Source organism: Arsukibacterium sp., assembly GCF_018402695.1.
Lineage (GTDB): Bacteria > Pseudomonadota > Gammaproteobacteria > Enterobacterales > Alteromonadaceae > Alishewanella.
The window spans coordinates 501,815-528,050 of record NZ_JAGYIM010000019.1; the positions used below are offsets into that span (position 1 = coordinate 501,815).

The 26,236-nt window shown below is 48.2% G+C and carries 30 protein-coding genes; 11 read left to right on the top strand and 19 right to left on the bottom strand.

Going from position 1 to position 26,236, the window contains the following annotated elements:
* From KG631_RS13830 to rpsB, 10 genes are all read right to left on the bottom strand, one after another.
* Nucleotides 1-522 carry an OmpH family outer membrane protein gene (locus tag KG631_RS13830; RefSeq protein ID WP_214000273.1) on the bottom strand — a complete coding sequence of 174 codons (522 nt, stop codon included), beginning with the start codon at nt 520-522 and terminating at the stop codon, nt 1-3.
* A gap of 16 nt (nt 523-538) precedes the next feature.
* Nucleotides 539-3,040: an outer membrane protein assembly factor BamA gene (bamA, locus tag KG631_RS13835; protein WP_301003811.1), complete on the bottom strand. Its 2,502-nt coding sequence runs from the start codon at nt 3,038-3,040 to the stop codon at nt 539-541.
* Between the two features lie 26 nt (nt 3,041-3,066).
* Entirely contained in the window at nt 3,067-4,422 is a 1,356-nt protein-coding gene (gene rseP, locus KG631_RS13840; RefSeq protein WP_214000274.1) for a sigma E protease regulator RseP, read from the bottom strand.
* Nucleotides 4,422-5,615 carry a 1-deoxy-D-xylulose-5-phosphate reductoisomerase gene (gene ispC / locus KG631_RS13845; protein WP_214000275.1) on the bottom strand — a complete coding sequence of 398 codons (1,194 nt, stop codon included), beginning with the start codon at nt 5,613-5,615 and terminating at the stop codon, nt 4,422-4,424. Before ispC ends, rseP begins: the two co-directional genes overlap by 1 nt.
* A complete protein-coding gene (locus KG631_RS13850) occupies nt 5,615-6,475 on the bottom strand; it encodes a phosphatidate cytidylyltransferase (RefSeq protein ID WP_214000276.1) in 861 nt (286 codons plus the stop codon). The genes ispC and KG631_RS13850 overlap by 1 nt, the downstream gene beginning before the upstream one ends.
* Nucleotides 6,476-6,480: 5 nt before the next feature.
* Nucleotides 6,481-7,242, bottom strand: a complete 762-nt coding sequence (uppS, locus tag KG631_RS13855; protein WP_214000277.1) for a polyprenyl diphosphate synthase — start codon at nt 7,240-7,242, stop codon at nt 6,481-6,483.
* A 131-nt stretch (nt 7,243-7,373) separates the two neighbouring features.
* A complete protein-coding gene (frr, locus tag KG631_RS13860) occupies nt 7,374-7,931 on the bottom strand; it encodes a ribosome recycling factor (protein WP_214000278.1) in 558 nt (185 codons plus the stop codon).
* 49 nt (nt 7,932-7,980) lie between these two features.
* A complete protein-coding gene (gene pyrH / locus KG631_RS13865; RefSeq protein ID WP_019674883.1) occupies nt 7,981-8,721 on the bottom strand; it encodes a UMP kinase in 741 nt (246 codons plus the stop codon).
* Between the two features lie 105 nt (nt 8,722-8,826).
* Nucleotides 8,827-9,699 (bottom strand): translation elongation factor Ts, encoded by an 873-nt coding sequence (gene tsf, locus KG631_RS13870; protein ID WP_214000279.1) that lies wholly within the window; start codon nt 9,697-9,699, stop codon nt 8,827-8,829.
* Nucleotides 9,700-9,803: 104 nt separating this feature from the next.
* Entirely contained in the window at nt 9,804-10,532 is a 729-nt protein-coding gene (rpsB, locus tag KG631_RS13875; protein WP_097112022.1) for a 30S ribosomal protein S2, read from the bottom strand.
* A 324-nt stretch (nt 10,533-10,856) separates the two neighbouring features.
* Between rpsB and map the strand changes: the two genes are divergently transcribed.
* The 3 genes from map to dapD are packed head-to-tail and all read left to right on the top strand — an operon-like array spanning nt 10,857 to nt 15,134.
* The gene (gene map, locus KG631_RS13880) at nt 10,857-11,645 is read left to right on the top strand and encodes a type I methionyl aminopeptidase (protein ID WP_214000393.1); all 789 of its coding nucleotides are present in this window, start codon (nt 10,857-10,859) and stop codon (nt 11,643-11,645) included.
* 30 nt (nt 11,646-11,675) lie between these two features.
* Complete coding sequence (gene glnD, locus KG631_RS13885) at nt 11,676-14,300, top strand: bifunctional uridylyltransferase/uridylyl-removing protein GlnD (RefSeq protein WP_214000280.1); 2,625 nt, start codon at nt 11,676-11,678, stop codon at nt 14,298-14,300.
* A 9-nt stretch (nt 14,301-14,309) separates the two neighbouring features.
* On the top strand, nt 14,310-15,134 hold the full coding sequence (dapD, locus tag KG631_RS13890; RefSeq protein ID WP_214000281.1) for a 2,3,4,5-tetrahydropyridine-2,6-dicarboxylate N-succinyltransferase: 825 nt from the start codon (nt 14,310-14,312) through the stop codon (nt 15,132-15,134).
* 101 nt (nt 15,135-15,235) lie between these two features.
* Here the strand turns inward: dapD and KG631_RS13895 are convergent, their stop codons facing one another.
* On the bottom strand, nt 15,236-15,430 hold the full coding sequence (locus tag KG631_RS13895; RefSeq protein WP_214000282.1) for a hypothetical protein: 195 nt from the start codon (nt 15,428-15,430) through the stop codon (nt 15,236-15,238).
* A 277-nt stretch (nt 15,431-15,707) separates the two neighbouring features.
* Between KG631_RS13895 and cysZ the strand changes: the two genes are divergently transcribed.
* Together cysZ and KG631_RS13905 are read left to right on the top strand one after the other, a co-directional pair.
* Entirely contained in the window at nt 15,708-16,469 is a 762-nt protein-coding gene (gene cysZ / locus KG631_RS13900; RefSeq protein ID WP_214000283.1) for a sulfate transporter CysZ, read from the top strand.
* A gap of 14 nt (nt 16,470-16,483) precedes the next feature.
* Nucleotides 16,484-17,776, top strand: coding sequence for an MgtC/SapB family protein (locus tag KG631_RS13905; RefSeq protein WP_214000284.1), 1,293 nt, complete (start codon nt 16,484-16,486; stop codon nt 17,774-17,776).
* On the opposite strand, the gene KG631_RS13910 is transcribed toward KG631_RS13905, so the two are convergent.
* The 4 genes from KG631_RS13910 to KG631_RS13920 are packed head-to-tail and all read right to left on the bottom strand — an operon-like array spanning nt 17,763 to nt 19,319.
* A complete protein-coding gene (locus tag KG631_RS13910) occupies nt 17,763-18,209 on the bottom strand; it encodes a flavodoxin (RefSeq protein WP_214000285.1) in 447 nt (148 codons plus the stop codon). The two genes, KG631_RS13905 and KG631_RS13910, sit on opposite strands and share 14 nt — an antisense overlap.
* Nucleotides 18,197-18,673, bottom strand: a complete 477-nt coding sequence (locus KG631_RS18960; protein ID WP_301003812.1) for a pseudouridine synthase — start codon at nt 18,671-18,673, stop codon at nt 18,197-18,199. Before KG631_RS18960 ends, KG631_RS13910 begins: the two co-directional genes overlap by 13 nt.
* A complete protein-coding gene (locus tag KG631_RS18965) occupies nt 18,658-19,002 on the bottom strand; it encodes a pseudouridine synthase (RefSeq protein WP_301003813.1) in 345 nt (114 codons plus the stop codon). The genes KG631_RS18960 and KG631_RS18965 overlap by 16 nt, the downstream gene beginning before the upstream one ends.
* Nucleotides 18,999-19,319 carry a YqcC family protein gene (locus tag KG631_RS13920; protein ID WP_214000286.1) on the bottom strand — a complete coding sequence of 107 codons (321 nt, stop codon included), beginning with the start codon at nt 19,317-19,319 and terminating at the stop codon, nt 18,999-19,001. The genes KG631_RS18965 and KG631_RS13920 overlap by 4 nt, the downstream gene beginning before the upstream one ends.
* 109 nt (nt 19,320-19,428) lie before the next feature.
* On the opposite strand from KG631_RS13920, the gene KG631_RS13925 reads away from it, so the two are divergent.
* Nucleotides 19,429-19,725, top strand: coding sequence for a DUF3301 domain-containing protein (locus tag KG631_RS13925; RefSeq protein ID WP_214000287.1), 297 nt, complete (start codon nt 19,429-19,431; stop codon nt 19,723-19,725).
* Here KG631_RS13925 and KG631_RS13930 read toward each other — a convergent pair.
* Both KG631_RS13930 and KG631_RS13935 read right to left on the bottom strand, forming a co-directional pair.
* Nucleotides 19,722-20,039 carry a DUF962 domain-containing protein gene (locus KG631_RS13930; protein ID WP_214000288.1) on the bottom strand — a complete coding sequence of 106 codons (318 nt, stop codon included), beginning with the start codon at nt 20,037-20,039 and terminating at the stop codon, nt 19,722-19,724. The two genes, KG631_RS13925 and KG631_RS13930, sit on opposite strands and share 4 nt — an antisense overlap.
* A 17-nt stretch (nt 20,040-20,056) precedes the next feature.
* A complete protein-coding gene (locus tag KG631_RS13935; protein WP_214000289.1) occupies nt 20,057-20,713 on the bottom strand; it encodes a GNAT family N-acetyltransferase in 657 nt (218 codons plus the stop codon).
* 169 nt (nt 20,714-20,882) lie between these two features.
* On the opposite strand from KG631_RS13935, the gene KG631_RS13940 reads away from it, so the two are divergent.
* Entirely contained in the window at nt 20,883-21,110 is a 228-nt protein-coding gene (locus tag KG631_RS13940; protein ID WP_214000290.1) for a DUF2789 domain-containing protein, read from the top strand.
* Between the two features lie 44 nt (nt 21,111-21,154).
* Here KG631_RS13940 and KG631_RS13945 read toward each other — a convergent pair whose 3' ends face one another.
* A complete protein-coding gene (locus KG631_RS13945) occupies nt 21,155-21,523 on the bottom strand; it encodes a DUF3192 domain-containing protein (protein WP_214000291.1) in 369 nt (122 codons plus the stop codon).
* Between the two features lie 209 nt (nt 21,524-21,732).
* On the opposite strand from KG631_RS13945, the gene KG631_RS13950 reads away from it, so the two are divergent.
* Nucleotides 21,733-22,026 (top strand): hypothetical protein, encoded by a 294-nt coding sequence (locus tag KG631_RS13950; protein ID WP_214000292.1) that lies wholly within the window; start codon nt 21,733-21,735, stop codon nt 22,024-22,026.
* Nucleotides 22,013-22,789, top strand: a complete 777-nt coding sequence (locus tag KG631_RS13955) for a DUF2310 family Zn-ribbon-containing protein (RefSeq protein WP_214000293.1) — start codon at nt 22,013-22,015, stop codon at nt 22,787-22,789. The genes KG631_RS13950 and KG631_RS13955 overlap by 14 nt, the downstream gene beginning before the upstream one ends.
* Here KG631_RS13955 and syd read toward each other — a convergent pair.
* A complete protein-coding gene (gene syd, locus KG631_RS13960) occupies nt 22,777-23,334 on the bottom strand; it encodes a SecY-interacting protein (protein ID WP_214000294.1) in 558 nt (185 codons plus the stop codon). The two genes, KG631_RS13955 and syd, sit on opposite strands and share 13 nt — an antisense overlap.
* Nucleotides 23,335-23,403: 69 nt before the next feature.
* On the opposite strand from syd, the gene queF reads away from it, so the two are divergent.
* Nucleotides 23,404-24,249 (top strand): NADPH-dependent 7-cyano-7-deazaguanine reductase QueF, encoded by an 846-nt coding sequence (queF, locus tag KG631_RS13965; RefSeq protein WP_214000295.1) that lies wholly within the window; start codon nt 23,404-23,406, stop codon nt 24,247-24,249.
* 422 nt (nt 24,250-24,671) lie between these two features.
* Entirely contained in the window at nt 24,672-26,225 is a 1,554-nt protein-coding gene (locus tag KG631_RS13970; RefSeq protein WP_365869135.1) for a diguanylate cyclase, read from the top strand.
* The last annotated feature ends 11 nt before the right edge of the window (nt 26,226-26,236 follow it).

Consider the following 26,236-nt stretch of genomic DNA (forward strand, 5'->3'; position numbering starts at 1 on the left):
TTATTTCGCTTTGCTAACCTGTGCCGCTACAGCATCAGAAATATCATACTCTGGCTTGGCATAGACGGCAGCACCGGCATTTAACACAACATCAAACTTTTCACGCTCTGCTACCACATCGATAGCGCTTTTAATCATGGCTAAAATTTTATTCCGCTCTTCGTTCTGACGGGCACGAATTTGCTCATCCAGTGGCCGGGCAGTTGCTTCATACTGCTCACGTTGCTTTTGAACTTTTGCCGCCAGGTCCTGCTGCTGCTGTTCGCTCATTGTCGGGCCATCGCGGCGCAGTTTTTCAATATTGAAATTAATATCTTTTTCTAACTGGCTCATTTCATCTATTTTTGTTGCGAACTCAGTCCGGATATTTTCCTGGATGGTCGCAGACTGTGGTATCTGAGCCGCAACAGCCTGGATATCAACAAAAGCTATTTTCATCTCTTTCGCCGCTGCCGTACCAGCCATTAACAATGTGGCCACCAATACTATTGCGGTTTTAGCTACTGTATTTTTAAACATCATTTTCCCTATACCTTTATTAGAAAGTTGTACCAATATTAAAACTAAAGTTTTCCTGTAAATCACCTTCCTGCTTTTTGATGATTTTGGCCAGGCTGAACGTTAATGGGCCCATCGGTGAAATCCATTGTAAAGATACACCAGCTGAAGCCCGAATCAAACCAGGGTCGGCATAATCAATCAGGAAAGGTTGAACACCGCGGCCGGTGTTTGCTGTCCGGTCCTGAGTTAAGTTCGCATAACGATTAATATCGAATTCTGTATCCCAGACATTGCCCGCATCGACAAACAAACTGGTTCGAACGGAATTACGATTTTCATCGCTGATAAACGGCGTTGGGGTTATCAGCTCTAATGTCAGTACCCCCATGGCATTACCACCGATAGACCGCCCGGAAACAATGTAATTATCACCGGCCGGACCTTCAGGATAAAGAATGCCGCCATTTACCGGATCAGGAATGCCGGGAACCACGCCCGGATAGCGGAAAATGGCATGCGGCCCGATAATCCGGTTTTCAAAACCACGTAAATTAGAACCGCCGGCGTAGAAGTTTTCCGTAAACGGTAAGGTATAATCATAACCATTTTTATCGCCATAACCGTTACCATAACCCAGTTCCAGCTTGCTGCGGAACGACCAACCGTGATCATTGCTCAGCGGAATATAGTTTTGCGCTTCAAACTGCACTTTATAGTACTGTAAATCTGAATTTGGCGTAGTCGCTCTTAACACCAGGTTGAACATCCGGCCTGCTGTTGGAAATAAACCCCGGTTCAGGGTACTGTGCGTCCAGCCAGTGCTGAATTCATAGTTGGTAAAGTTGTAACCGCCGTCCGGATTCTGCGCATCCAGTAATACAGCCCTGAAATGCCGTAGCTGATCATATTCCTGAATAGAATTAATTTTGTTGACGACATAGTTCGCCCCAAAATTCAGCCGGTTAAATTCATTGATTGGATAACCCACGTTGGCACCAAAGCCGTACCGACGCTGGTTGTAAGCTTCCAGGTTAGATGAGGCACTGCTGTAGTCGATGTCTGAATAAAACAGTTGACCACCCAGGCTGACGCCGTCCAGCGTATAATAAGGGTCGGTATAGCTCAGGTTAATACTTTTCTGGTATTTGTTAGTGCTTAAGCTGATACCCGCACTGTTACCAGTACCAAAAAAGTTTGATTGCTGCACACCCACTTCAAACGATAAGCCCTGATAGCTACCGTAGGAAATACCAGCATTAAAACTGCCCGATGGCTGTTCCTTCATGGTAAACAAAACGTCAACCTGATCATCGCTGCCGGTAACCGGCATAGTCTCAAAGCTGATATCTTCAATATAAGGCAGACGCTGGATCCGGTTTTTCGACAGCTCAAGATAATCATTTGACAACCAGGCACCTTCCATCTGGCGCAATTCACGGCGAATAACTTCGTCGCGGGTATTAGTATTGCCTTTAACATCAATCCGGCGCACATACACCCGCTTGCCCGGGTCAACGCTTATTGTCAGATCGACTTCTTTGCTTTCTTCGTCAATTTTCGGAATAGTCCGGATTTTCGAATTAGCATAGCCAAAACGGGCCAGCAGCTTGGCAATACTTTCCTCGGTATAAGTCACCAATGCACCGTTGTACAACTGGCCTTCTTTTAGCGGCAGAATTGCTTCAATTATTGCATCCTGACCAATCAAATCACCGACAAAACTGACATCGCGAATGTTATATTGCTCACCTTCATTCACATTCAGGGTGACATATACCGCCGTTTTATCAGGACTTACTGACACTTGCGACGATTCGATATCAAATTGCAAATAGCCACGGTCCAGATAATAACTGTTGATCGTCTCAAAATCGCCTTGCAACGTCTGCTTCTGATACCGATCAGAGGCTAAAAAACGCCACCAGGGTAAATCTTGTTTCGACTCTATCTGATTAAGCAGCTCTTCGTTCGAAAAAATAGTATTACCGACAATATTAATCTGACGAACTGATGCGGCATCACCTTCATCAAACTCCAGTTTCAGATTAACCCGATTGCGCGGCAGGTAAGTTACCTGAGCTTCAACCTTTGCCTGATATTTACCAACACCGTGATAAAACTCGGTTAGACCGTTTTCGATACTTTTCAGAATCGTCTTATCTAACGGCTCACCTACCTGGACCCGGTTTCCGGCCAGACTTTCATTAAGCTGCTCTTCTTTAATATCTTTGTTGCCATCAAATTCAATACTATTGATGGTTGGCCGCTCTTTCAAACGATATATGACGGTATTGCCGTCACGAAACACTCTGATATCGTCAAAATGACCAGCACTGTATAACGTTTTAATACTACGGGACAAACTGTACTCAGTAACAGTGTCACCAATAGTAAATGGCAGGTTATTCAGGGCGGCACCGAGCGCAACGCGCTGCAAGCCTTCAACCTGAATGTCCTGAACGGTAAATGATTCTTCAGCTAGCACCGAGCTACTGCCAGTGGCAAGTAACATCGCGGCTACTAATCGTTTAATTGTCATTATTTGAACTACTTATGATTAGTTTATTACAAACGAGAAATATCGTTGAGCAGCGCAATTCCCATTAACATCAGCAGGACTAAAGCTCCAAAGCGAAAACCTATTTCCTGCGCCTTTTCAGAGACAGGTTTACCGCGTATTAGTTCCACCACAAGATACATTAAATGACCACCATCCAAAATGGGCAGCGGCAATAAATTAATAACTGCCAGATTAACGCTAATCAGCGCCAGAAACGCTAAAAACGCAATCAGGCCCATACTGGCCGTGTCACCCGCTCCCTGAGCAATCGAGATAGGCCCGCTTAAATGCTTAACCGACACATCCCCAGTCAACAGTTTTGCCACCATCGCAAAACTCAACCGGGTTAACTGCCAGGTTTGGCTTACGCCTTCACTTATGGCGCCAAATACCCCATACCGCTGGGTATAGATAATGCCCTCTGGCCACGGAGTGACAACAGGCTGGATCCCCAGCATACCCTGACTAAAGCCATCCTCACGGGTTAGTAATTCTGGTGTTGCTGTCAGCTGTACACTTTGCCCGGCTCGGTTTATCTCCAACTGGAGCGGTTGCTCAGCATTTTGCTGAATAAGCTGCTCTAATGTCGGCCAGTCATTGATTGGCTGTTCATTGATTTGCCTGATAACGTCACCAGCCTGCAAACCAGCCCGCTCTGCTGCCGAATCTGGCACCACCAGCGCCAGTTCAGTAGTTCTTCGCGGCTGCATCAGCTCGATACCTAAACTGGCAAATACGGTTTGTCGCTCCGGGTCAAACTGCCAGTCTGCCAGATTAAGCAATACTTGCCGTTGCTGCCCTGACGCCAAATCCTGCAATCCTAACGTTAGTTGCGAACGGCCTAACTGTTCAACCAACAATAAATTAGTGCTGCGTAAGTCTCTGGCGGTATGGCCGTTAATACTAACAATTTGCTCGTTACCCTGCACACCGGCCTCGGCTACGATTGATTGCGGTTGCACAGCGGCAATAACGGGCTTTGCTTCCTGCACCCCAATCAAATACATCAGCCATAAAATAAAAATGGCAAAAATAAAATTAGCCGCAGGGCCAGCGGCTATAATGGCCATCCGTTGCCATACGGTCTTATGGTTAAAAGCCAGATCAGCAAATTGCGGCAGCACCGGGTCAATCCGTTCATCCAGCATCCGCACATAACCACCCAGTGGAATGGCCGCAATCACAAATTCAGTACCTTGCCTGTCCCGCCAACTGAACAATGCTTTACCAAAACCAATAGAGAAACGCTTCACCAGTACGCCGTTTTTGCGGGCAACCCAAAAGTGACCAAACTCATGTACGGTAACCAGTAACCCCAGTGCAACCACAAAGGTAAAGGCGTTCCACAAAAATACCGCCATTAATTTAAGGTCCTTACCAGCTGCTGCGCATAAGCGCGGGCTTCAAAATCGAGCGCTACTATATCATCCAGCGAGCGAGCAGCATAGTTAAGGAAATGTGCCAGACATTTTTCATTTAACCGAACTATGTCAGTAAAACGAATCTGTTCGGTAATAAATGCCGCTACCGCGACCTCATTTGCTGCATTCAGCGCTGTGGTTGCCCCCTGGCCGGCAGCACAGGCGGCGATGGCCAAATATAAATTGGGGTAGCGGTCTGGCTCAGGTTTACTAAAGCTGAAATTAGCTAACTGACTGAAGTCCAGGGGTTGTACCGGGCTGCTTATCCGGTTTGGAAAGGCCAGCGCGTGGGCAATTGGTGTTCGCATATCAGGCTGGCCAAGCTGAGCCAATACTGAGCCATCGGTATACTGCACCATGGAGTGAATAATACTTTGCGGATGAATCACCACGTCAATATCTGCCGGGGCACAATTAAATAGCCAGCGCGCCTCAATAAATTCCAGGCCTTTATTCATCATAGTCGCGCTATCAACCGATATTTTCTGGCCCATACTCCAGTTCGGATGCGCAACGGCTTCAGCCACGGTTACGGTTTCAAAGCTGCTGATATCCCGGGTCAGAAAAGGCCCGCCACTGCCGGTGAGCAACAATTTTGCTATGCCCATCTCACTGAGTGCAGGACGCTGTTTTGCCTGCTGAAAAGATGCAGGCAAACATTGAAAAATAGCATTATGCTCACTGTCTATCGGTAATAAAGTCGCGCCATGGCGTTGTACTTTGTCGATAAACAGCTCGCCTGACATGACTAATGCTTCTTTGTTAGCCAGCAATACCGTTTTGCCCTGCTCCACTGCGGCAAGGGTAGGCAGTAAGCCAGCCGCACCAACAATAGCGGCCATCACAATATCCGCCTGGGGGTGAGCTGCAAGCTCTGTCAGCGCTGCAGGCCCTGCCAGCACTTCGGTAGCACTATTGTGGCTGGCCAGCGCTGCTTTAAGCTCTGCTGCCGCTTTGGGACACAACATCGCAGCAAACTGCGGCTTAAATTCCAGGCACTGTGCTAATAGTTTATCAACCTGGGTGGCGGCGGTCAGTGCCAATACTTTAAACTGCTGGGGGTGCATCGCCAGCACTGATAAGGTACTACAACCAATAGAGCCGGTTGCACCAAGAATAACCACTTGTCGCATCAATGAAAGCCACCAAATAATGCCAGTATTAATGCATATAGTGGAGCTGTGGCAGTCAGGCTGTCAATTCGATCCAGGATACCGCCGTGGCCCGGCAAAAAGGCACCACTGTCTTTCTTACCCGCAGCACGTTTAAACATGCTTTCTGTTAAATCGCCAAAAACCGACAAAGCTGTTAACACGATAGCAGCCAGATACCAGTAGGGCATTTGTGCTGGCCAGTTTTTCCAGTAACCCACCGCACTAACCAGTAATAACACCATTACCATCCCCCCGAGCATCCCTTCCACGGTTTTACCCGGGCTGACTTTTGGCAGCAATTTATTTTTACCAAACGGCTTGCCAATAACATAACCGCCTATATCGGCAGCCCACACCAGCCCCAGTAAGCCAAACAGTAACCAGGCACCGGTAAACTCAGATTGCGGATAATCCAGCCCCCGAACATAAACAATAGCGCTCCAGGCAGGTAACAATGTCAGCCAGCCCATCAAGGCTTTTAACCAGTCACGACCGGCCCAGAAAGCCTGACTCCGCGGGTAAGTGAGTACCAGCACAACGGCCAGCAGCCACCAGATAACCCCGGCAAGCACCAGCGCAAGGGTAAAAACATCGCTAAATAAGTATTGCAACGCAATCGGTTGCACGAAGTACAGTAAGCAAAGCAAGCCGGCGGTTAAGCCGGTATATACCGCCCGCATGCTGCGATTAGCCAGGCCACAAAAACCACTCCACTCCCAGGCACCCAGCGTAAAAGCTACAGACACAAACAACGCAAAGCCACTCAGTGGTAAATAAAACACCGCCAGTAACGCCAGAGGTGCCAGCAATAAAGCTGTTAGTACTCGTTGTTTAAACAATATTGTTATCCTTTGTTGTGCAGCATTGCCTGAATTTGCTCACCGGTACAACCGAAACGGCGCTCGCGGTTGACAAAAGCAGCGATGGCATCAGCAAACACTGTTTTATCAAAGTCAGGCCACAGGGTTTCAGTAAACCACAGCTCAGCATAAGCAGCCTGCCACAATAAAAAATTACTGATCCGTAAATCACCACCAGTTCGGATCAATAAATCCAGCTCTGGCTGATCATGTAATTGCATCTGCTCAGCCAACAATTGCTCTGAAAAAGCTTCAGGCTGCAATTCATTCGCCTGAACCTTACGCGCCAGCTGTTGCGCCGCGTTCAGAATATCCCAACGGCCACCATAGTTTGCTGCAATATTTAATGTCATAGCGGTGTTATCAGCGGTCAATGCTTCAGCCGCGGTAATACTTGCCCGAAGCTTTTCATCAAATGCTGACAAGTCGCCAACGATTCGTAACTTAACGTTATGCTTGTGCAGGCTTTTAACTTCTTTTTTTAGCACCAGCATAAACAGTTGCATCAGGGTATCAACTTCAGCTTGCGGACGCCGCCAGTTTTCACTGCTAAAAGCAAATAATGTCAGTGACTGAATACCTAATTGCCGGCAAAAACTGACTGCCCGGCGCACGGCTTCTGCACCCTTTTTATGTCCCCATACTCTTGGCTTCCCTTGACGCTGTGCCCAACGACCATTGCCATCCATTATTATGGCGACATGGCGTGGTAACGTCTGCTGCCCGATCTGCGACTCTGCAGTCATAGAATAAGACCTGTCCTTTAGTATTGCTTTAACACTGCTTTATCGTTTTAAATGCTGTGCTTAAACCATAATAAAAAGCGCCGCACAGCCCAGCCGATACGGCGCTAATTCCTGATAGAAGGTTGACTACGTTAAACCTCCATCAGTTCCTTTTCTTTATCGGCCAGTACTTCGTCAATTTTCTTAACATAGGTATCGGTGACTTTCTGTACTTCATCCGCGGCCCGACGCTCGTCATCTTCGCTGATGTCTTTATCTTTCAACAAGGCTTTTAATTCAGCATTGGCATCACGACGAATGTTACGCACTGCGACCCGGCCGCCTTCTGCTTCAGCGCGCACCACTTTGACTAAATCTTTACGCCGCTCTTCAGTCAGTGCCGGAAGCGGTACCCGGATGCTGGTGCCGGCAGACATCGGGTTCAGCCCCAGATCGGAGGCCATGATGGCTTTCTCAACGGCTTGCACTAAACTCTTGTCAAACACACTGATGCTTAATGTCCGGGCGTCTTCTATCGAGACGTTGGCAACCTGACGTAGTGGGGTGTCGGCGCCGTAATAAGAAACCTGAATGCCATCCAGTAAGCTCGGATGCGCGCGACCGGTGCGCACTTTATTCAATTGTGATTTCAGCGCTTCCACGCTTTTTTCCATTCGTACTTTACTGTCTTTAATAATGTCGTTTATCACGATCGTTATCCTTTTATATCATGCCGCAACGGCCAGAACAGCCGCTAGTTTACTGTAAATTTTCTGCGTGGTCGATAACGGTGCCTTCCTGCTCACCCATTATCACCCGTTTTAACGCACCCGGTTTGTTCATGTTAAATACCCGGATCTGTAAATTGTGATCGCGGGCCAGGGTAAATGCCGCTAAATCCATTACTTTTAATTCTTTATCCAGTACCTCGTTGTAGGTCAACTGGCTATAAAGCGTGGCAGCAGGATCTTTTACCGGGTCGGCTGAATAGACACCTTCAACCTTAGTCGCTTTTAGTACCGCATCGGCTTCGATTTCAATACCTCTTAAGCACGCTGCAGAGTCGGTAGTAAAAAACGGGTTACCAGTACCGGCTGAAAAAATGACTACCCGGCCGGACTTTAAATAGCTGATAGCTTCTGCCCAGCTGTAGTTATCGCAAACGCCATTGAGCGGAATAGCGCTCATCATTCTGGCATTAACATAAGCCCGGTGCAGTGCATCGCGCATTGCCAGCCCGTTCATTACCGTGGCCAGCATCCCCATATGGTCGCCGACCACCCTGTTCATGCCTGCTTTGGCCAGGCCCTCACCGCGAAAAATGTTACCACCGCCAATGACGATACCAACCTGCACCCCTAACTCGACAAGTTCTTTTATTTCCTGTGCCATCCGGTCCAGTACTTTCGGATCGATACCAAAGCCTTCATCGCCCATCAGGGCCTCACCGCTTAATTTTAACAGGATGCGTCGGTAGGTTGGTTTTGGATTGATACTCATGGGTGCCCCTAGTGCTGAAAATCGTGCTGGATAAAAGACATAAAAAAACCGCGACCTTAGGTCGCGGTTATTCTAGCGGGTTTTGACAATTTGCTAAAGCGCAAATTACTTTTTCGCCGCAGCGATCTGTGCAGCTACTTCAGCAGCAAAATCTTCTTCTTTCTTTTCAATACCTTCACCCACTTCTAAGCGGATAAAAGAGATTGCTTTGGCGCTGTTTTGCTTTAAGAATTCGCCAGTGCTGATTGACGGATCTTTAACAAAAGGCTGGCCAGTTAAGCTGACTTCGCCAGTGAACTTGCTCATCCGGCCGGCTACCATTTTCTCAGCGATTTCTTTTGGCTTACCACTGTTAACCGCGATGTCGATCTGGATCTGGCGCTCACGCTCTACCACTTCAGCAGACACATCTTCCGGATTTACGTAGCTTGGGTTGTTTGCGGCAACATGCATAGCAACATCTTTTGCCACGTCTTCGTTACCACCTTCCAGCACCGCTAACACACCAATGCGGCCAGAGTGAACATACTGACCAATCACATCACCTTCAACAACAGCGGCGCGACGTACATTGATATTTTCACCAATTTTAGCAACCAGCGTAGCGCGGGTATCTTCAACCGAAGTACCGTTTAAGTCAGCAGCTAAGATAGCTTCAGCAGTAAATAACTTGTTAGCATGGGCTAAATCAGCAACGCTGTTGGCAAATGCCAGGAAGTTGGCATCACGGGCCACGAAATCGGTTTCACAGTTAAACTCGACTGCTAAACCGTAACCGTTGGCAACGCGGGTGATGATGACACCTTCAGCAGCAATACGGCCGGCTTTTTTGGCTGCTTTTGCTAAACCACTTTTACGCATCGCATCAATGGCCGCTTCGATATCGCCGCCAGTTTCTTCTAATGCTTTTTTACAATCCATCATGCCAGCGCCAGTGCGCTCGCGAAGTTCTTTTACTAGAGCCGCAGTTACAGCCATGGGAGCTTCCTCGTGTTAATTCCGGTTGGACAAACAGGGGCAAAGCTGCCCCTGTTGCAAAGGTCTTCTGCATTTAAGCCTGACAGGCTTAAATGACAGAAAAATTATTCTGCTTCAACGAAGCTTTCGGCTTCTGCCTGAACTTCGATGTTTTTGTCACGACCTTCCTGGATAGCCTGACCTACCGCTGCCAGATACAACTGGATGGCGCGGATAGCGTCGTCGTTACCTGGGATCACATAGTCAACACCTTTAGGATCAGAGTTAGTATCAACAACTGATACTACCGGGATACCCAGGTTGTTGGCTTCTTTGATCGCGATGTGTTCATGGTCAGCGTCGATCACGAACAGTACGTCTGGCAAACCGCCCATGTCCTTGATACCGCCCAAGCTTTTTTCCAGCTTGTCCATTTCACGGGTACGGTCTAAAGCTTCTTTTTTGGTCAGCTTATCGAAAGTACCGTCCTGGCTTTGCGCTTCCAGGTCTTTTAAACGCTTGATTGACTGACGAACGGTTTTCCAGTTAGTCAGCATGCCACCTAACCAGCGGTGGTTAACATAGAATTGGTCAACTTTCGCGGCCGCTTCTTTGATGGCTTCAGACGCGGCACGCTTGGTACCAACGAATAAAATTTTACCTTTCTTGGCAGATACCTGTTGAATAAACGCTAAGGCGTCATTCATCATTGGTACGGTTTGCTCAAGGTTAATGATATGAACTTTATTACGGGCACCAAAAATGAACGGCTTCATCTTTGGGTTCCAGTAACGGGTTTGGTGACCGAAGTGCACGCCCGCCTGGAGCATGTCGCGCATAGAAACTTTTGCCATGATTATATTTCCTGTTTAGGGGTTAGGCCTCCATGCATCCCATATCCCGACCTTTGCTTACGCGCTGGCACCCCGGACTATGTGTCGATGCATGTGTGTTATTTAAAAATTTAAGTTTGGTTGTCGCAAACCGGCGCATCGGCTTTTTTATAACTAAGAACCAGAAGTTATCAAAAATAAGCTTCGGTGCCCGGAAAAGAAAAGTACAATGCAATTTGCTAATTTGCGGCGCGCTTTATACCATAGTAAGCTGCCAAACACAACGAAATGTGTATTATTCCAGCAGTCATAATGTCCGTAACTGCAGTAACCGAGAGAGTGTTGATGTCAGCAACTATTAAAACCGCCGCCGAAATTGAAAAAATGCGCATTGCCGGTCGTCTGGCCGCAGAAGTGCTGGAAATGATAGGTCCCCATGTCAAAGCCGGTGTCACCACAGATGAGCTGAATACGCTGTGCCACGACTATATTGTTAACGAACAACAGGCCATACCGGCACCGCTGAATTACCACGGTTTCCCCAAGTCAATTTGCACCTCGGTTAATCAGGTGATTTGCCACGGCATTCCAAACGACAAAGCATTAAAAGACGGCGACATTGTTAATATCGATATTACTGTGATCAAAGATGGCTATCACGGCGACACGTCTAAGATGTTTGTGGTAGGCAAGCCGAGCATTATGGCTGAGCGGCTAATCAGAGTGACCCAGGAGTGCTTATACCTGGCGTTAAAACTGGTGAAAAACGGCGTGCGCTTGGGCGACATTGGCCATGCAATTCAGCAACATGCTGAAAAGCACAGCTATTCAGTGGTACGCGAATACTGTGGCCATGGTATTGGCGCGGTGTTTCATGAAGACCCCCAAGTGCTGCATTATGGGAAGCCGGGCACCGGTGAAGTATTGAAAAGTGGTATGTGTTTAACTATCGAGCCAATGATTAACGCCGGTGGCCGTCACAGTAAAATGTTAAAAGATGGCTGGACCGTAGTCACTAAAGACCGCAGCTTGTCAGCCCAGTTTGAACATACCTTACTGGTAACCGACAACGGTTGCGAAATTCTGACGTTACGCAGTGATGAAACACTGGAACGCCATTTAACCGCAGAATAAGCCAGGCCCAACCGCTCAGCAGGGAGCCGCATGACCCAAACATTGCAATTTAACCGGTCACTGCCCGCCAGCTTTTCGCTGGAGAGTTATAAAAAGCATTTCAGCGAATTTCATGACTGGCTGGTCCGAAGTTTTGAGCATCAGCCAATCAATGGTCTGGTTAAAGCCCGTGCCCGCTTTATAGACAGCGTCCTGAGCCAGTTGTGGCAGCATTTCGAACTGGCTAAACAGCATAATCTCAGTTTGGTTGCCGTAGGCGGCTATGGTCGGGGTGAGCTGCATCCCTACTCTGATATTGATTTACTGATTTTATCCGAACGACGTTTAACCACTGAACAACAACAAGCCATTGCTGATTTTATCACCTGCCTGTGGGATTTAAGGCTGGAAGTCGGACACAGTGTCCGCACCTTAAAAGAAACGATTAAGCTGGGTAAAGACGATATCACCATCGCCACCAACTTACTGGAAATGCGGCTGCTGACCGGTAATAAGTCACTATTTGAGCAATTACAGCAGGAAATAAACGGTGATAACTTCTGGAGCAGCCAGCAGTTTTTTCAAGCTAAACGACACGAACAGCAGCAGCGCCACGCGCAATATCATGGCACCGCCTACAATTTAGAGCCTAACCTTAAAGCCAACCCTGGTGGCCTGCGTGATATTCAAACTATAGGCTGGGTCGCTAAAAAGCACTTTAACACCCGCACCATGCGCGAACTGGTGGCATATCAATACCTGACTGAAGATGAGTATCAGGAGCTGATGGAGTGCGAGGCCTACCTGTGGCAAATGCGTTTTGCCTTGCATATTGAAGCCGGCCGTAATGAAAACCGGATTTTATTTGACTACCAACCGGCTGCGGCTGAGCGTCTGGGCTTCGGCGCCGATGGTAAGGCTTCAGTTGAACGGATGATGAAACGGTTCTTCCGCACGGTGCAACGGGTAAGTGAATTAAACGAAATGTTGCTGCAGCATTTTGAAGGTAGCATTCTTAACCAGGGTACTAAGGTTAAAATACAGCAGCTGGACGACTATTTTGAACTGAGCGGGCATTTAATTAAAGCGCGCGATAACGCCATTTTTGCCAGACGCGACAACTTGCTGCGGCTATTTTGGCATATTGCCAATAATTCAAACATTACCGGCATTCACTCCACTACTTTACGTTTACTGCGCCAGGTGCGCCGCCGTTTAATGGGCGACTTACAGGATTATGAAGCCTGCCGCCAGTTGTTTCTGGCGCTGCTGCGCCACCCCAGGGGCATGGACAAAGCCATTACCCTGATGCATCGCTATGGCGTACTGGCAGCTTACCTGCCGCAGTGGCGTAATATTGTCGGCCAGATGCAGTTTGACCTGTTCCATGCTTACACGGTAGACGAACATACCCACAGGTTGCTGAAAAACCTGTATAAATACACTCAACCGGAACATGAAAGTGAATTTCCGCTCTGTACTGACATTGTCAAACGAATGGAAAAGCCCGAGCTGTTATATCTGGCCGGTATTTTTCATGATATCGCCAAGGGCCGCGGTGGCGACCATTCCGAACTTGGCGCGATGGACGTACGCGAATTTGCCAAACTGCATAAACTGAGCGAGTTTGACAGTAAACTGGTCGCCTGGCTGGTAGAAAGTCATTTACTGATGTCGGTGACGGCACAGCGACGTGATATTCATGACCCGGCCGTTGTAACCGAGTTTGCCGAAAAAGTGCGTGATGAAACCCGGCTTAATTACCTGTATTGCTTAACGCTGGCCGATATCCGCGCCACAAACGATAACCTGTGGAATGACTGGAAAGGGTCACTGCTACGTGAGTTATTTCTGGCCACCCAAAAGGCCTTTCGCCGTGGTCTGGAAAAACCAATGGATTTACGTGACTTAATTCGCGAAAACCAAAGCGAAGCGATGCCGCTGTTGTTGAAACAAACGTTTACCGAGTCTGAAATTCAGCACCTGTGGAGCCGGATTAAAGCTGACTATTTTGCCCGCTATAGCCCAAAACAAATTGCCTGGCATTGTGAGCATATCTTACGCCACAAAAACCGCAGCGAACCGTTGGTGCTGATCAGCAAAACGCCTATTCGTGGTGGGACTCAGGTGTTTATTTACACGCCGGATCAAGCCGGCTTGTTTGCTCGCCTCGTTACGGCGCTTGACAGTAAAAAAGTCAACATTTTTGACGCCCAGATCATGACCAATAAAGATGGCTTCGCCATGGATACCTTTGTCATTCTGGAACAAAATGGCGAGCCCGTCAGTTCACCATCACGCTTAAGCAGTATTAAACGCGCGCTGGAGCTATATATTGCCGGCAAGCCAGATTTGTCGCGGCAAAAACCGCGGTTATCCCGCCAGATGCGCCAGTTTAATGTACCGCCCAAGGTGGTGTTTTTACCGGGCAATATTAAACAACGAACCATGGTAGAAATTGCCGCACTGGATACCCCCGGTTTACTGGCCGATATCGGCCAGGTATTTCAGCGCTGTGGGGTCAATATTCATGCAGCAAAAATCACTACTATTGGCGAGCGGGCTGAAGATTTTTTTATGTTATCTAATGCACAGGACCAGGCGCTGAGCAGCGATGAGCAAAGTCAGCTTAGACGGGTCCTGATCTCACAACTCTCACAGGAAACAGAAGGCTAAACTAACACCATGTCTGAATTAAAAAGCATTATCGAAAATGCATTCGAGCTTCGTGCCGATATTACCCCGGGCTCTGTCACGGCTGACGTTAAACAGGCCGTCCAACAGGCAATAGCATTGCTTGACAGCGGCCAGGCGCGGGTTGCCGAAAAAATTGCCGGCGAATGGGTGGTACACCAATGGCTGAAAAAAGCGGTGTTATTGTCGTTCCGGATTAACGATAACGCGGTAATGGACGGTGCTGAAAACCGGTTTTTCGATAAAGTACCGATGAAGTATGCCAATTACACTGATGCCCAATTCCGCGCTGATGGCGTGCGGGTAGTGCCGCCAGCTGCCGCCCGCCAGGGCAGCTTTATTGGCAGAAACGTTGTATTAATGCCAAGTTACGTCAATATTGGTGCCTATGTTGGTGAGGGTACGATGGTAGATACCTGGGCAACAGTGGGCAGCTGTGCCCAAATTGGTAAAAACGTCCATTTATCTGGCGGTGTTGGCATCGGCGGTGTGTTAGAGCCTTTACAGGCAAACCCAACCATTATTGAAGATAACTGCTTTATCGGTGCCCGCTCTGAGGTGGTCGAGGGCGTCATCGTTGAAGAAGGCGCAGTATTATCGATGGGCGTATATATCAGCCAGAGCACCCGGATTTATGATCGGGAAACCGGTGAAATCAGCTATGGCCGGGTACCGGCAGGTGCGGTAGTTGTGCCCGGCACACTGCCGTCTAAAGATGGCAGTCACAGTTTATATGCCGCCATTATCGTTAAAAAAGTTGATGCCCAAACCCGCGCTAAAGTCGGGATTAATGCGCTGCTACGCAGCGTAGAATAACGCTGTACACGATAACAACGCCCGCAACACATGCAAAAGGCAGCGTAAGCTGCCTTTTTTGATCGCAACAATTTAATACTGCTATTTTGCCAAATTGATACTTAACCAAAAATCATCAGTACTGTAAAGCCAACCAGCCCGGCAACAGCAAAAATGCTGTACTCGAGCCGCTTTTCAAAGCGCTTTTCGGCACCCTCGTCAGCCGGCACCAGCAGTGCCGAAATCAGACAGGTTAACCCTGTCAGTAAAAAAAGTGTGGTTAAACCAAATACCAGTGCCGAGCCTAACATTGCCATTTTCACCCTTAATTTATCAGCCAACTATTACTCAAACTATCACCCACATATCAGCCAACAACCAACTATCAGCCAAGCTATTGTGCCGCCACGCGACCAAAAACAGCGCGCATTCTAGCATAAAAAACCAGCGGTTAGACCAGCAGTCTTTCTCCGCATTATTATTGACGGTCCGGCCATTATATTCTGTTACGAAATAAACCGATCATTCAGCGCTAATTCGCTGACAACCTCTTATACTGCCTGCAGTAGATTTTGTATTTAAACTGGAGAAAAAATGCATTATTTCTTTCAGGGCGTGACTATAATGGCGAGCAAAGGATTAAAGCGCTTTGCCTTAATCCCCCTGCTGATTAACTTATTGCTGTTCTCTGTGGCTTTTTATGTATTGCTGCAACAAGTCAGAGCCATGATAGAGGCAGTCCAACAGTACCTGCCAGCCTGGCTGCATTGGCTGGAGTACCTGCTTATTCCGCTTGGTGTGTTATCACTGGTCATCGGCCTCGCTTACAGTTTTACCATGGTTGCCAATTTTATTGCCGCTCCTTTTAATGGCCTGCTTAGTGAAAAAGTGGAAGCACATTTAACCGGCAAGCCACTACCCAACGTTGGCATCAGCGGCTTTGTTAAAGACATTCCCCGGATGCTTGGCCGTGAATGGCAGAAATTGAAATACTCGCTGCCACGGGCCATCCTGTTATTTGTGCTACTGCTGTTTATACCGGTAATAGGCCCGATCCTATGGTTTCTGTTCACCAGCTGGTTAATGGCTATTCAGTATCTTGACTACCCTTTTGATAACCACAAAATTGACTTTGACACAATGCGGGCGCAGTTACGACGTCAGCCTGCCAGCAGTTATAGCTTTGGTATTATGGTAAACATTGCGTGTATGATACCGCTGTTTAACTTATTCGTTATGCCCATCGCTGTTTGTGGCGCTACCGCGATGTGGGTTGACAAACTGGCGCTGCAGAATGATCCAGAGCAGCAACGCCCTGGCCAGGCGCAGTACCGTAAACTGGATAAATACTGCTAAGAGACCCCTTTGCCATGAATGCATTTGATTTTGAGCTGGTTCAGAAATTTTTAATCGCGCTGCTGCTGGGGGCATTGGTCGGCATGGAGCGGGAAAAGCACCGGCGCAATGAGCAACCTGGCAGCTTTGGTGGCTTACGTACCTTTATTCTGGTGGCACAAGCAGGTGCAGTGTCTGCCTGGTTATCGTTACATCTGCAATCACCCTGGTTGTTTATCATGGTGGTCGTTATCGTTGGTATTGTCGCCAGCGTGGCATTTATTATGGAAAACCGGCGGCGCGCCGAATTCAGTGGCTTAACCAGCGAGATTAGCGCCATTACTGTCTGCTTATTGGGCGGCGCCGTTATGTATGGCTATACCGAACTGGCCGTGATGCTGGGCATTCTAACTTCAGCCATTCTGACGTTTAAACAGCCACTGCACGGCCTGGTAGATAAAGTAGGCAATGATGACCTATATGCGATTATGAAGTTATTAATCGCCAGCTTTATTGTCCTGCCGTTACTGCCCAACGAGCCGGTTGACCCCTGGCAGGCATTAAACCTTTACCGTCTGTGGTTACTGGTAGTTTTGATTTCGGCGATGTCGCTACTGGGTTATGTGGCGGTGCGCTGGCTTGGGGAAGCACATGGCACTGTGGTGACCGGCATTACCGGCGGCCTGGCGTCTTCAACCGCAACCACCCTGAGCTTTGCCCGCAACAGCAAGGCCCTCGGCAACAACACCTCGGCTGACACTCAGGCAACCGGGATTCTGCTGGCCTGGCTGGTCATGTTTATCCGGGTGCTGGTCACTATTACCATTGTATTTAAACCGCTATTACCGTTACTGCTAATCCCGTTTGGGGCCATGGCGACCACCACAGCGGCATTGGCAGGGCTGTATTACTGGCGGGGCAGTAAACAGCAAATGGCCCGCCCGGAACAAAGTGAAGTGTCAGTCAAAAACCCTTTCAGCCTGATTGCGGCCATAAAATTCGGCCTGTTCTTTGCCGTTATCCTGCTGCTGGTAAAGTTTGTTCAGCTGTATACGCCCAACGAAACACTCTATTTATTGGCCGCAGTGGCAGGTCTGACCGATGTCGATGCGATTACCCTGTCCATGGCAGATTATGCCCGCTCCGCCACGGCAAGTCTTACCCTCGCGGCTGGAGCTGTCACCGTAGCCGCATTATCAAATACACTGGTTAAATGCGGCATGGTGGTATTTTTAGGCAGTAAGCCGCTGGCCCGAAGCCTGATTATTGCCACAGTGCTCATTTGTCTGACAGGCGGCATTAGTATTGCTTTACTCAGATTTTTTTAAGCTGTTGTTCCAACCAGGGTAAGGCCACACTTTCTGGCTCCAATGTTTCGCAGGCGTCAATCCGCAGCATTGGCGCCAGCTCAGTGCCCTGAATTTCCATCAGCAGTTCACGCAGCTGTTCTCCGGCACCACAAAAGGTATCGTAGCTGCTATCTCCCAGCGCGATCACCGCAAAGTGTTTGCCGGTTAGCAGTGGAAAGCGATTTTTAACGTCAAGGTAGAATGGCAATAAATTATCAGGGATATCGCCCTGGCCTGTGGTGGACGTGATAACCAGCCACAGCTGTGGATCAAATGTCAGTACGTCATCCAACACCGGCTCTTCGTATAACATCAGCTCATGGCCCATACCAACTAGCAGTGCCTGCGCCTGCTCAGCAACATACTGAGCGCCACCGTAAACAGAACCCACAATCAGGGCTATTTTTGCCATTTTTCCTCCAGAAAGTGCGCAGCAAATTGCTGCTGATAGTAACCTTCAGCAACCGGCCAACCAAAGTGGTCAAACAGCGGCTCAAGTTCGTTCAGACCCGCGGAAAATTGTAAAGTTTCCCCCGTTACCGGATGGGGTAACTGCAGTTGCTTTGCTACTAAAAGCAAACGTCGGCAGTTAAGATGCTGTTTAAATAACGCATTATGCTTGCCGTCGCCATGGCTGGTATCACCAACAATCGGATAGCGTAAGTGAGCCAGATGCCTTCTCAGTTGATGTTTACGGCCGGTTAGCGGCTGTAACGCTACCAATGAATAACGGGCTGTCGGGTATTTACTGACCGGAACAGGCAACTCCACCTGTTGCAACGGCTGATAGCGGGTGACAGCCTGTTGCGGCGCTTTATCGGTGCGGCTGAACTTATCGGCAATTTTGTCCAGTTGCTCTTTTAGCGGGTAATCCAACTGGCCGCCTGCCGGCAAAAACCACGCACGACCGCCAGATAATATTTATGCCATTGTTGGTGTTCTTGCTGCTGGCCAAGCAATCTCGCTACGTCACTGGACAGGGCAAACAACAATACCCCGGACGTAGGCCGATCCAGCCGGTGCACCGGAAATACATGCTGCCCCAGCATATCGCGCAACGTCTGCATCACAAATACCGTTTCGTGTTTATCCAGAAAGGAGCGATGAACCAGCATACCACTGGGCTTATCCACCGCCACGATATGCTGGTCCTGATACAGGATTTTCAGCGGTGCAGTCAGTTCAAAGGGTCGGGCTGAACTCATAACGCATCCGTCAGAGTGATATCAAGGCGTTTAATCAGCAGTAACAACGGTTCTATGCTGGCGCCCTCACCTTTAAACGCTTCTTCAGCATAGGGCAGCACACTGACTTTAGCGGGCAGTGGCTGCCGGCTTTGCAACAATTGCCTCAGCTTTGGTAAAAATACAAACTGCAACCATTGCTCAAGTCTCAAGGTATCACAGCAAAAAGGCAAATTACTGGCCAAAGCGCTGTCGCAAGGAGGTTCTGCACTCCATAACTGCTGTTGCTTTAACTCAGTTTCAAGTTGGTTAAGTAAGGCTTTTACCGTATCTGACATAACGTCCTCATTCTAAGGTTTGCAGTTTACCACAAGCTTTAACACCAGCCAGCTCTTGTAAAAGCGCAATTTCGCCAGCATTATCAGCCAATAGTTTCAGGAGTGTGTTATGGGTCCCGTTTTACTTTTGCTGTTAATCAGCACTATTTGTTATTTGTTCTGGATGCAGCGTAAGCAGGACGAGCGCGCAAGACTGTTGGCAAAACAGCTTTGTCAGCAGCAACAGCTGCAAATGCTGGATTGTGGCCGCAATGGCCACAGCTTGCGAAAAATGAATGGGCGGCTGCGCTTTATAACCCAGTATCAGGTTGACTTCAGTGCCGATGGTGAGAGTCGTTATCCGGCAGAGCTGTTATTAAATGGTATGCGACTGGCTGCGTTTAACTTACCGACCCACCGGATCTAACCCGGTGGCATTTTATGTTTAAGCTGACCGGTTAAAAAGTCTTTCAGCATCACCCAGTCGGCCGCCAGGCTGTAAAACGGGTATTTAAACGTAGCGGGTTTGTTATGTTCAAACAGAAAATGACCCAGCCAGGCAAAGCCGTAGCCAATAACAGGCAGCAACCATAACCAGCGCCATTGCTGGGTAAACAGCGTAAACAACAGCACGCCGATAACCAGGCTACTGCCCACGTAATGCAGTGAGCGACAAACCGGATGGCGATGCTCACTGAGGTAATAAGGGTAGAATTCCTGAAAGCTGTTAAAGCGTGCCATCCCGCCGGTTCTCCGTGTTATGCAGGTACTGCCTGATTTTGGCGGGGCCGGAACATCAGACTGCCACTGACCGTACCAAAAGCAAGCTCGGTTACCTTCTGATACTTATCGTCAGCAAAAAAAGGCTGATATTTTGCCAGGGTCACAAAGACACCAATGCCGCTTGAGCTGGTATCTTCATCCACAATGCTGTCCACCGCGTGGATCAGATAGTGACCAAGACCAAGATGTTGGTATTTAGGCGACACCGCGATAAACGCCAGCATATGATAACGATCAAAGGGCATGGCGGCATGGATCCGTTGCTCTTTTTCCAGCATTTGCCGGGTAGAAACAAAACCAGCTGTTAATAACATTTTCAGGCGCCAGTGCCAGAGCCTGTTGCTACCAATACCGGAATCCGGGCCAACCACGCAGGCCACACCCAGTAACTGTTCGCCATGAAACAAGCCTACCAGTGGCTGTTGTGCCTGCCAGAATGTATTGAGCTCCTCGCGGATGGCGGAGCGCAGACGTTGTTCATAATCTGGCGTATCACCACGGAAAATGGTTACAAAAAGCGGATCGTCATGGTAAGACTGATACAAAAGTGATGCAGCCAGTTTTAGTTCTTCACCGTTTAGCAAAGCCGCTTTTAACTGCTCCGGATTGAAGGTATTCAGTATTGCCGTCATCACTTTTCTCTTATTGTTGTTTTTTCAACCACAATAGCAGCCGCCTCAGCCGTTGCCAAGTGCCTTTTCAGACTCTGCTACACTGTCTGTTAGGTTTTTCAGCCACCGCTGTCTATGCTTATAATTAATCGCAGCATTTCATTGCAACGGGATAGATAAGGAGAGACAAATGGACACATCGCAGCACAATATGAGCAATTTATTTATGCAATTGGGCCTGGACAACGAACCCGAAGCCATTAAACGCTTTATCGGCCGGCATAAGCTGCCTGCAGAGGTTGCCCTGGCTGATGCTCCGTTCTGGAATCAGGCTCAGGCCAGTTTTATCCGGGAGTCGCTTAAAGAAGATGCCGACTGGGCGGAAATCATAGATGAGCTTAATACCCAGCTGCGCTAAATAACTGTCAGCGGCAGCCGGGCAGGATATGCATTTCAGGCTGATTACAATTGCTGGTAGGCCTTCTCACCCCAACTATGCAGCTGACTGTTGATAAACACCAAGGGCGTGCATTCGTCTTTGGTGGTTTTGCCATCGCTGCGCTTATGTTGGGTACGATAAAACAATACCTGTACCTGCTGCTCATCTTTTACCAGAAATTCAGTAAAGTCAGGATTGCCTAAAAGCGATATCACATCGCTAAATGCCATACCGGGTTGAAACTGATTAATCTGATTAAGATTGTCCCGTTGAGTTTTCCGCCACTCGTTGTCAGTACCATCTGAACCTTCGTAATCTTTATCGCCAATCGCCACAACACAACCAGTTAGTAAGCCGGCTAAAGCCAGCAAGCTCAGGGTTCTGATTATCATCTTATTACTCCGTTAGTTTTTATTTTCTATTGCTTTTCAATTCTGTTTGTTTTGCACAGGCTCAATTTGCCGATACATTATCAAATTTAGCAAATTCAATACCAACTTTATTTATGATTAATATCAACTAATTAGCAAGACAGCACTATCTATCAACTTAGCCTGATGCTAAATTTAACCAAATAATAGTCAAAACTGAGCAACAAATAATGAGTTCGACAATCGATCTGTTAAATCAGACTGCGGCCCGGTTACGTCAGGAAGGTAAAACGCCCAGCCTGGCATTGTTTAAAGCTCGCCTCAGTGGTCAATTAACCGCGCCGGCGCTGTTTGCGGCCTATCAGCATTGGCGCCAGCAAGCGCCTGCAGATGTTGAACTGCAGGTGGCAGAGACAACACCCGACAGCGCCGGCCCTGCTGATATAGCAAGCCAACTGCAACGAATTGAAAGCAAACTGGACCGAATGCTCGCCCTGCTGGAACAACAAAATGTATCTGGCTGAATTAACTTATAAAGTTATCGAAGACACCAGTTTCAGCCGCGCCGAAGCGGCAATTCGAGCGTATACCGAAGCATTGATTTTTAACGGCAATGTGCTTGGCCGGGAATTCCCCACTGCCTGGCAGCAGGATAGGTTTAGCAGCCGGCTGGTTATTCCAACAGACAATGCTCTGCACAAAAGTCATTTAAGCGCCAGAGCGCTGCAGGCAGAACAACAGTTAATAACCGCAGGCCTGGCGTATCCGCAATTCGAGGTACTTGGGATGGATGTTATGTCGCAGCATACCAGCAATAGCCCGGTTGCAGGGTCAGTATTATTTACGACCTTCAGCGATAACTGTTCGCCACTGCGTAACCTGGCCGATCTGGCACCGCTGCCCCTGTATCAGTTACAGCCAGGCTCAGGCGTCGACCATGAAGGCCTGATCCGCTGGCAAATACAGTTTCAGGCGCTGGATGAAGTGCAGCAACAGCAAAACCGCGTTTTAGCCAAAACGGCAGAAAACAGCTTGCAGCAATACCATAGCAAGCTGAACCAGCAGGGGCGCCAACTGGCACGCCGTATCAGCCAGCAGAATAACCTGCCCGTCTATTATGCGTTATACAGTGGCAGCAGTAAAAACTGTGCCGCCGAGGCGACAAAGCCCTGCCCAGGCTGTGGCGGCAACTGGCGTTTGGCTAAACCCCTGCTGGCATTGTTTGATTTTAAATGTGATAACTGCCTATTGCTTAGCAATATTGCCTGGGAATGTCAGACCCCCTGATAGGCGGCAGGGCTTAGCTGCCTGAAAAAGTCCGCTAATGAATCGGCCAGCTTCTCACCGACATCTTTGCCCACTGTTTCCAGATAAACCTCACCGCTCTGGTTTAATATCGAAAGCACAATGCTGTCATCGTCGGTTAATGCAAAGAAGATCGTCTCTGGTTGCTTCAATCGTCGTTTCATTAAAATGTGACCAATGATATTTTCCTGCAACCGGGCCAGATCTGCCTGATCCCAGACCATTAATAATTGCAGGGGCCCGCGACTATGGCTGGCAGCTAATCCGGCACCATAATATAAACTGTAAAACTGCTTAATGTCCGGGTGCAACTCAAGCTCCAGTGCCTGCTCGACATTGCTGAAGTCTGCAGCCGGCTGCTGTCTGACCGGTTGCCAACTAACTGTATTATCATCCAACACGGCCAGCTGGCCAGGTGCGGGCGTGGCAGGATCAGCGGCCCACGCCTGCAATGTCAGGTTATGTTGCTGGTACCACGCTAAAGTCTGGGCAATAAAATTCTGATAGCTTTCTGCTAATGACAACACGGACACCCTCTCTACTCTGACATGAAGTTATGCTAAGATCGGGCGCATTCTAACCGGAATAGTAGCCAGATGACAAAAAGCCACACAGAAATTATGGCCGGGTTAAGCCTGGGCAAAACCACAGCTTATGCAGAGCAGTATGATCCCGGCCTGTTGCAGCCAGTTCCCCGTACCCTCGGCAGAGATAGTCTGGGTCTGGAAAATTCGGCGGCTCTGCCTTTTATCGGCGAAGATATCTGGCATGGTTATGAGCTGTCATGGCTTAATGCCAAAGGTAAGCCGATGGTGGCATTAGCCACCTTTGTCGTTCCAGTTACCTCTGCCAACCTGATTGAATCTAAATCTTTCAAACTGTATTTAAATAGCTTTAATCAGACTCGTTTTGCTGATTTACGTCAGGTATACCAGGCACTACAACGTGATTTATCTGCCTGCGCCGGCAGTCCGGTACGGGTTACTTTACATAACGTTAATGAAATAATGGTGTTTCAACCCACCTGGATCCCCGGCCATTGTATTGACGATCTGGATATCAGTATCGACAGTTATCAGTATGATCCGGAACTGTTGCAGCTGGCTGAAGCACCCAAGATAATTGATGAAAAAGTCCACTCCCATTTACTGAAGTCAAACTGCCTGATCACGTCGCAACCGGACTGGGCCAGTATTTACGTCCATTACCGGGGCCAGGCTATTGATCATGCGGCTTTGCTACGCTATTTCATCAGTTTTCGCAGCCACAACGAATTCCATGAACAATGCATCGAGCGTATTTTTCTCGATATATGGCAACGTTGTAAGCCAGAATACCTATTAGTCTATGCCCGCTACACCAGACGAGGCGGCCTGGATATTAACCCGGTGCGGGCCAGCGCCAGCTATCAGCTACCTAATTTACGGCTAAGCCGGCAGTAAACTGAAAGTTTTCAGCGTAACTTTCAAAAAACACGCGAATGTCGGCGCTTTTTTGCTGTAAACCAGTTAATACGCCTACTTAAACTGAAAGTCGGTTAGTAACATTACCAGGCGACTTTCAAACGCTGGCAAATTCTGCTTTAATAGCGTGGCGGGTTAGATGGACTAACCTGCCGCGGTAGCAAGAAGGATCGCCGATAATGAACTACCTTACCTCTGAAGAAGAAACATCCTGGTTACCTTATTACCTGTACAAATGAGCTAACCTGAAAAATAGTCCCCTACCCTCCAGCGAGCTTCGGCTCGCTGTTTTTTAGTCTGCTCCGGTACCTGCATCAAAATGTGCAAAACAGTGATCGCATTTCCGTTGTTTACGGATATACTTAAATCTAAACAGCTTTTTTAACACTTAAATGTTTAAGGTGCAGCCTTTGCAAGATGATCTCAAGCAGCAACTGGCCAATGCGATTAAAGCGCGCAAAACGTTGGAAGATGCCTACGAAAGTCAGTTCAAGATTTTGGCCCAGTTTGTTCTTCGCTTATCACTGGTTTGCAAAGGTGTCGATCTGGAGCTGGATAATCGTCTGGCCAAGTTACGCAACGAACTTGCTAAAGGTACTGATCTCGAAAAGTTGATCCCATTTATAGCTGATACCAACCAAAGTTTGCAGCTGCTCGATGCCAAACAACAACGCGATATTAAGGAAATACAGCAACAACTGAATCAGGCCGGAAAGCTGTTACAACAACAAAAAGGTTTACCCGATCAGTTACGTCGGGATCTGCGGCAACTACTGACCAATGTTGCCGAGCCACCCTCAACGGTACAGGCTTTTTTACCTCATTTAACCAATCTGACCAACCTGTATCAAAACGCTTTGCAATCGAAACAACAGATTGAAAATACTCAGCAAAGCGATGAAGTACGATATGGCCATATTTGCCGCCAGATTAGCGTAGAGCTGACTAATTTGTTAAGCGAGCTGGCTTTCGCCGAAAAAAGTGCCCCGCAAATCGCAATAATCCGGCAAAGCTTGCTGGATAACCTGACTATTGAAGCATTGCTCGATGCTTGTCTGCAGACTATCAGCGTAATCGTTGCCAGTATTAATGAAGAGCGCCAGTCTGCAGAGCACTTTTTGCTGAAACTGAATGATGCTTTGTCATCAGTGCAGCAAGCGGTCAGTCTGTCGTTAAAAAATGCTGATCAGCTGCACGTAAAACTGAATGTTCTTAATCAGCAGATTGAGCAGCAAATTACCCAACTGGGACAAAGCACCAAAAGTGCTACGTCGCTGGAGCAATTAAAAGACTTAGTCACTCAACGCCTGGGCAGTATCAGCGACGCTCTGAAGTCAAAAGAGCAACTGGAAACGGAAGAACGTCAGGCAATGTTATTAACATTAAATGGGATGGAACTGCGCTTAAAGGAACTGGAGGCAGAAGCTGAGACCTTCAGAACTAAACTGGCCGAACAAAATTTCAGGAGCTTACAGGATGCTTTAACAGAGATCCCTAACCGGGCCGCGTTTGATGAGCGTCTGGCACTGGAAATTAAGCGCTGGCAACGCTACAAAAAGCCGTTATGTATTGCCCTGGCTGATGTCGATAACTTTAAAAGTATCAATGATAATTACGGCCACAGTGCCGGTGATAAAACCCTGAAAGTAATAGCCAGAGCGTTGCAGCAAGGCTTGCGGGAAACCGATTTTATTGCCCGTTATGGTGGTGAAGAGTTTGTTATCCTGTTTCCGGAAACTGCGCTGGACGAACTTAGCGCACCATTAAACAAATTAAGAGAAAAAATTAAGAGTATTGTCTTTACCTTTAAAAGTCAGAAAGTCCCTATCACCATTTCCTTTGGGGCTAGCCAATTAACCGCTGCAGATACCAGCCGTCAGGTTTTTGATCGGGCAGATGAGGCACTTTACGAAGCTAAAAAAGCCGGCCGCGATCGTGTCATTTTAAAAACCTGACACAGGTACAG

Coding starts and splice junctions, on each gene's coding strand:
- KG631_RS13940 (WP_214000290.1), top strand. CDS start 20,883: ATGGACACATCGCAGCACAATATGAGCAATTTATTTATGCAATTGGGC.
- KG631_RS13910 (WP_214000285.1), bottom strand. CDS start 18,209: ATGGCAAAAATAGCCCTGATTGTGGGTTCTGTTTACGGTGGCGCTCAG.
- KG631_RS18965 (WP_301003813.1), bottom strand. CDS start 19,002: ATGAGTTCAGCCCGACCCTTTGAACTGACTGCACCGCTGAAAATCCTG.
- KG631_RS13930 (WP_214000288.1), bottom strand. CDS start 20,039: ATGGCACGCTTTAACAGCTTTCAGGAATTCTACCCTTATTACCTCAGT.
- rpsB (WP_097112022.1), bottom strand. CDS start 10,532: ATGGCAAAAGTTTCTATGCGCGACATGCTCCAGGCGGGCGTGCACTTC.
- KG631_RS13945 (WP_214000291.1), bottom strand. CDS start 21,523: ATGATAATCAGAACCCTGAGCTTGCTGGCTTTAGCCGGCTTACTAACT.
- cysZ (WP_214000283.1), top strand. CDS start 15,708: ATGCATTATTTCTTTCAGGGCGTGACTATAATGGCGAGCAAAGGATTA.
- tsf (WP_214000279.1), bottom strand. CDS start 9,699: ATGGCTGTAACTGCGGCTCTAGTAAAAGAACTTCGCGAGCGCACTGGC.
- KG631_RS13955 (WP_214000293.1), top strand. CDS start 22,013: ATGTATCTGGCTGAATTAACTTATAAAGTTATCGAAGACACCAGTTTC.
- uppS (WP_214000277.1), bottom strand. CDS start 7,242: ATGACTGCAGAGTCGCAGATCGGGCAGCAGACGTTACCACGCCATGTC.
- KG631_RS13950 (WP_214000292.1), top strand. CDS start 21,733: ATGAGTTCGACAATCGATCTGTTAAATCAGACTGCGGCCCGGTTACGT.
- KG631_RS13920 (WP_214000286.1), bottom strand. CDS start 19,319: ATGTCAGATACGGTAAAAGCCTTACTTAACCAACTTGAAACTGAGTTA.
- KG631_RS13925 (WP_214000287.1), top strand. CDS start 19,429: ATGGGTCCCGTTTTACTTTTGCTGTTAATCAGCACTATTTGTTATTTG.
- pyrH (WP_019674883.1), bottom strand. CDS start 8,721: ATGAGTATCAATCCAAAACCAACCTACCGACGCATCCTGTTAAAATTA.
- dapD (WP_214000281.1), top strand. CDS start 14,310: ATGTCTGAATTAAAAAGCATTATCGAAAATGCATTCGAGCTTCGTGCC.
- KG631_RS13935 (WP_214000289.1), bottom strand. CDS start 20,713: ATGACGGCAATACTGAATACCTTCAATCCGGAGCAGTTAAAAGCGGCT.
- queF (WP_214000295.1), top strand. CDS start 23,404: ATGACAAAAAGCCACACAGAAATTATGGCCGGGTTAAGCCTGGGCAAA.
- KG631_RS13830 (WP_214000273.1), bottom strand. CDS start 522: ATGATGTTTAAAAATACAGTAGCTAAAACCGCAATAGTATTGGTGGCC.
- map (WP_214000393.1), top strand. CDS start 10,857: ATGTCAGCAACTATTAAAACCGCCGCCGAAATTGAAAAAATGCGCATT.
- KG631_RS13905 (WP_214000284.1), top strand. CDS start 16,484: ATGAATGCATTTGATTTTGAGCTGGTTCAGAAATTTTTAATCGCGCTG.
- KG631_RS13895 (WP_214000282.1), bottom strand. CDS start 15,430: ATGGCAATGTTAGGCTCGGCACTGGTATTTGGTTTAACCACACTTTTT.
- glnD (WP_214000280.1), top strand. CDS start 11,676: ATGACCCAAACATTGCAATTTAACCGGTCACTGCCCGCCAGCTTTTCG.
- bamA (WP_301003811.1), bottom strand. CDS start 3,040: ATGACAATTAAACGATTAGTAGCCGCGATGTTACTTGCCACTGGCAGT.
- ispC (WP_214000275.1), bottom strand. CDS start 5,615: ATGCGACAAGTGGTTATTCTTGGTGCAACCGGCTCTATTGGTTGTAGT.
- rseP (WP_214000274.1), bottom strand. CDS start 4,422: ATGGCGGTATTTTTGTGGAACGCCTTTACCTTTGTGGTTGCACTGGGG.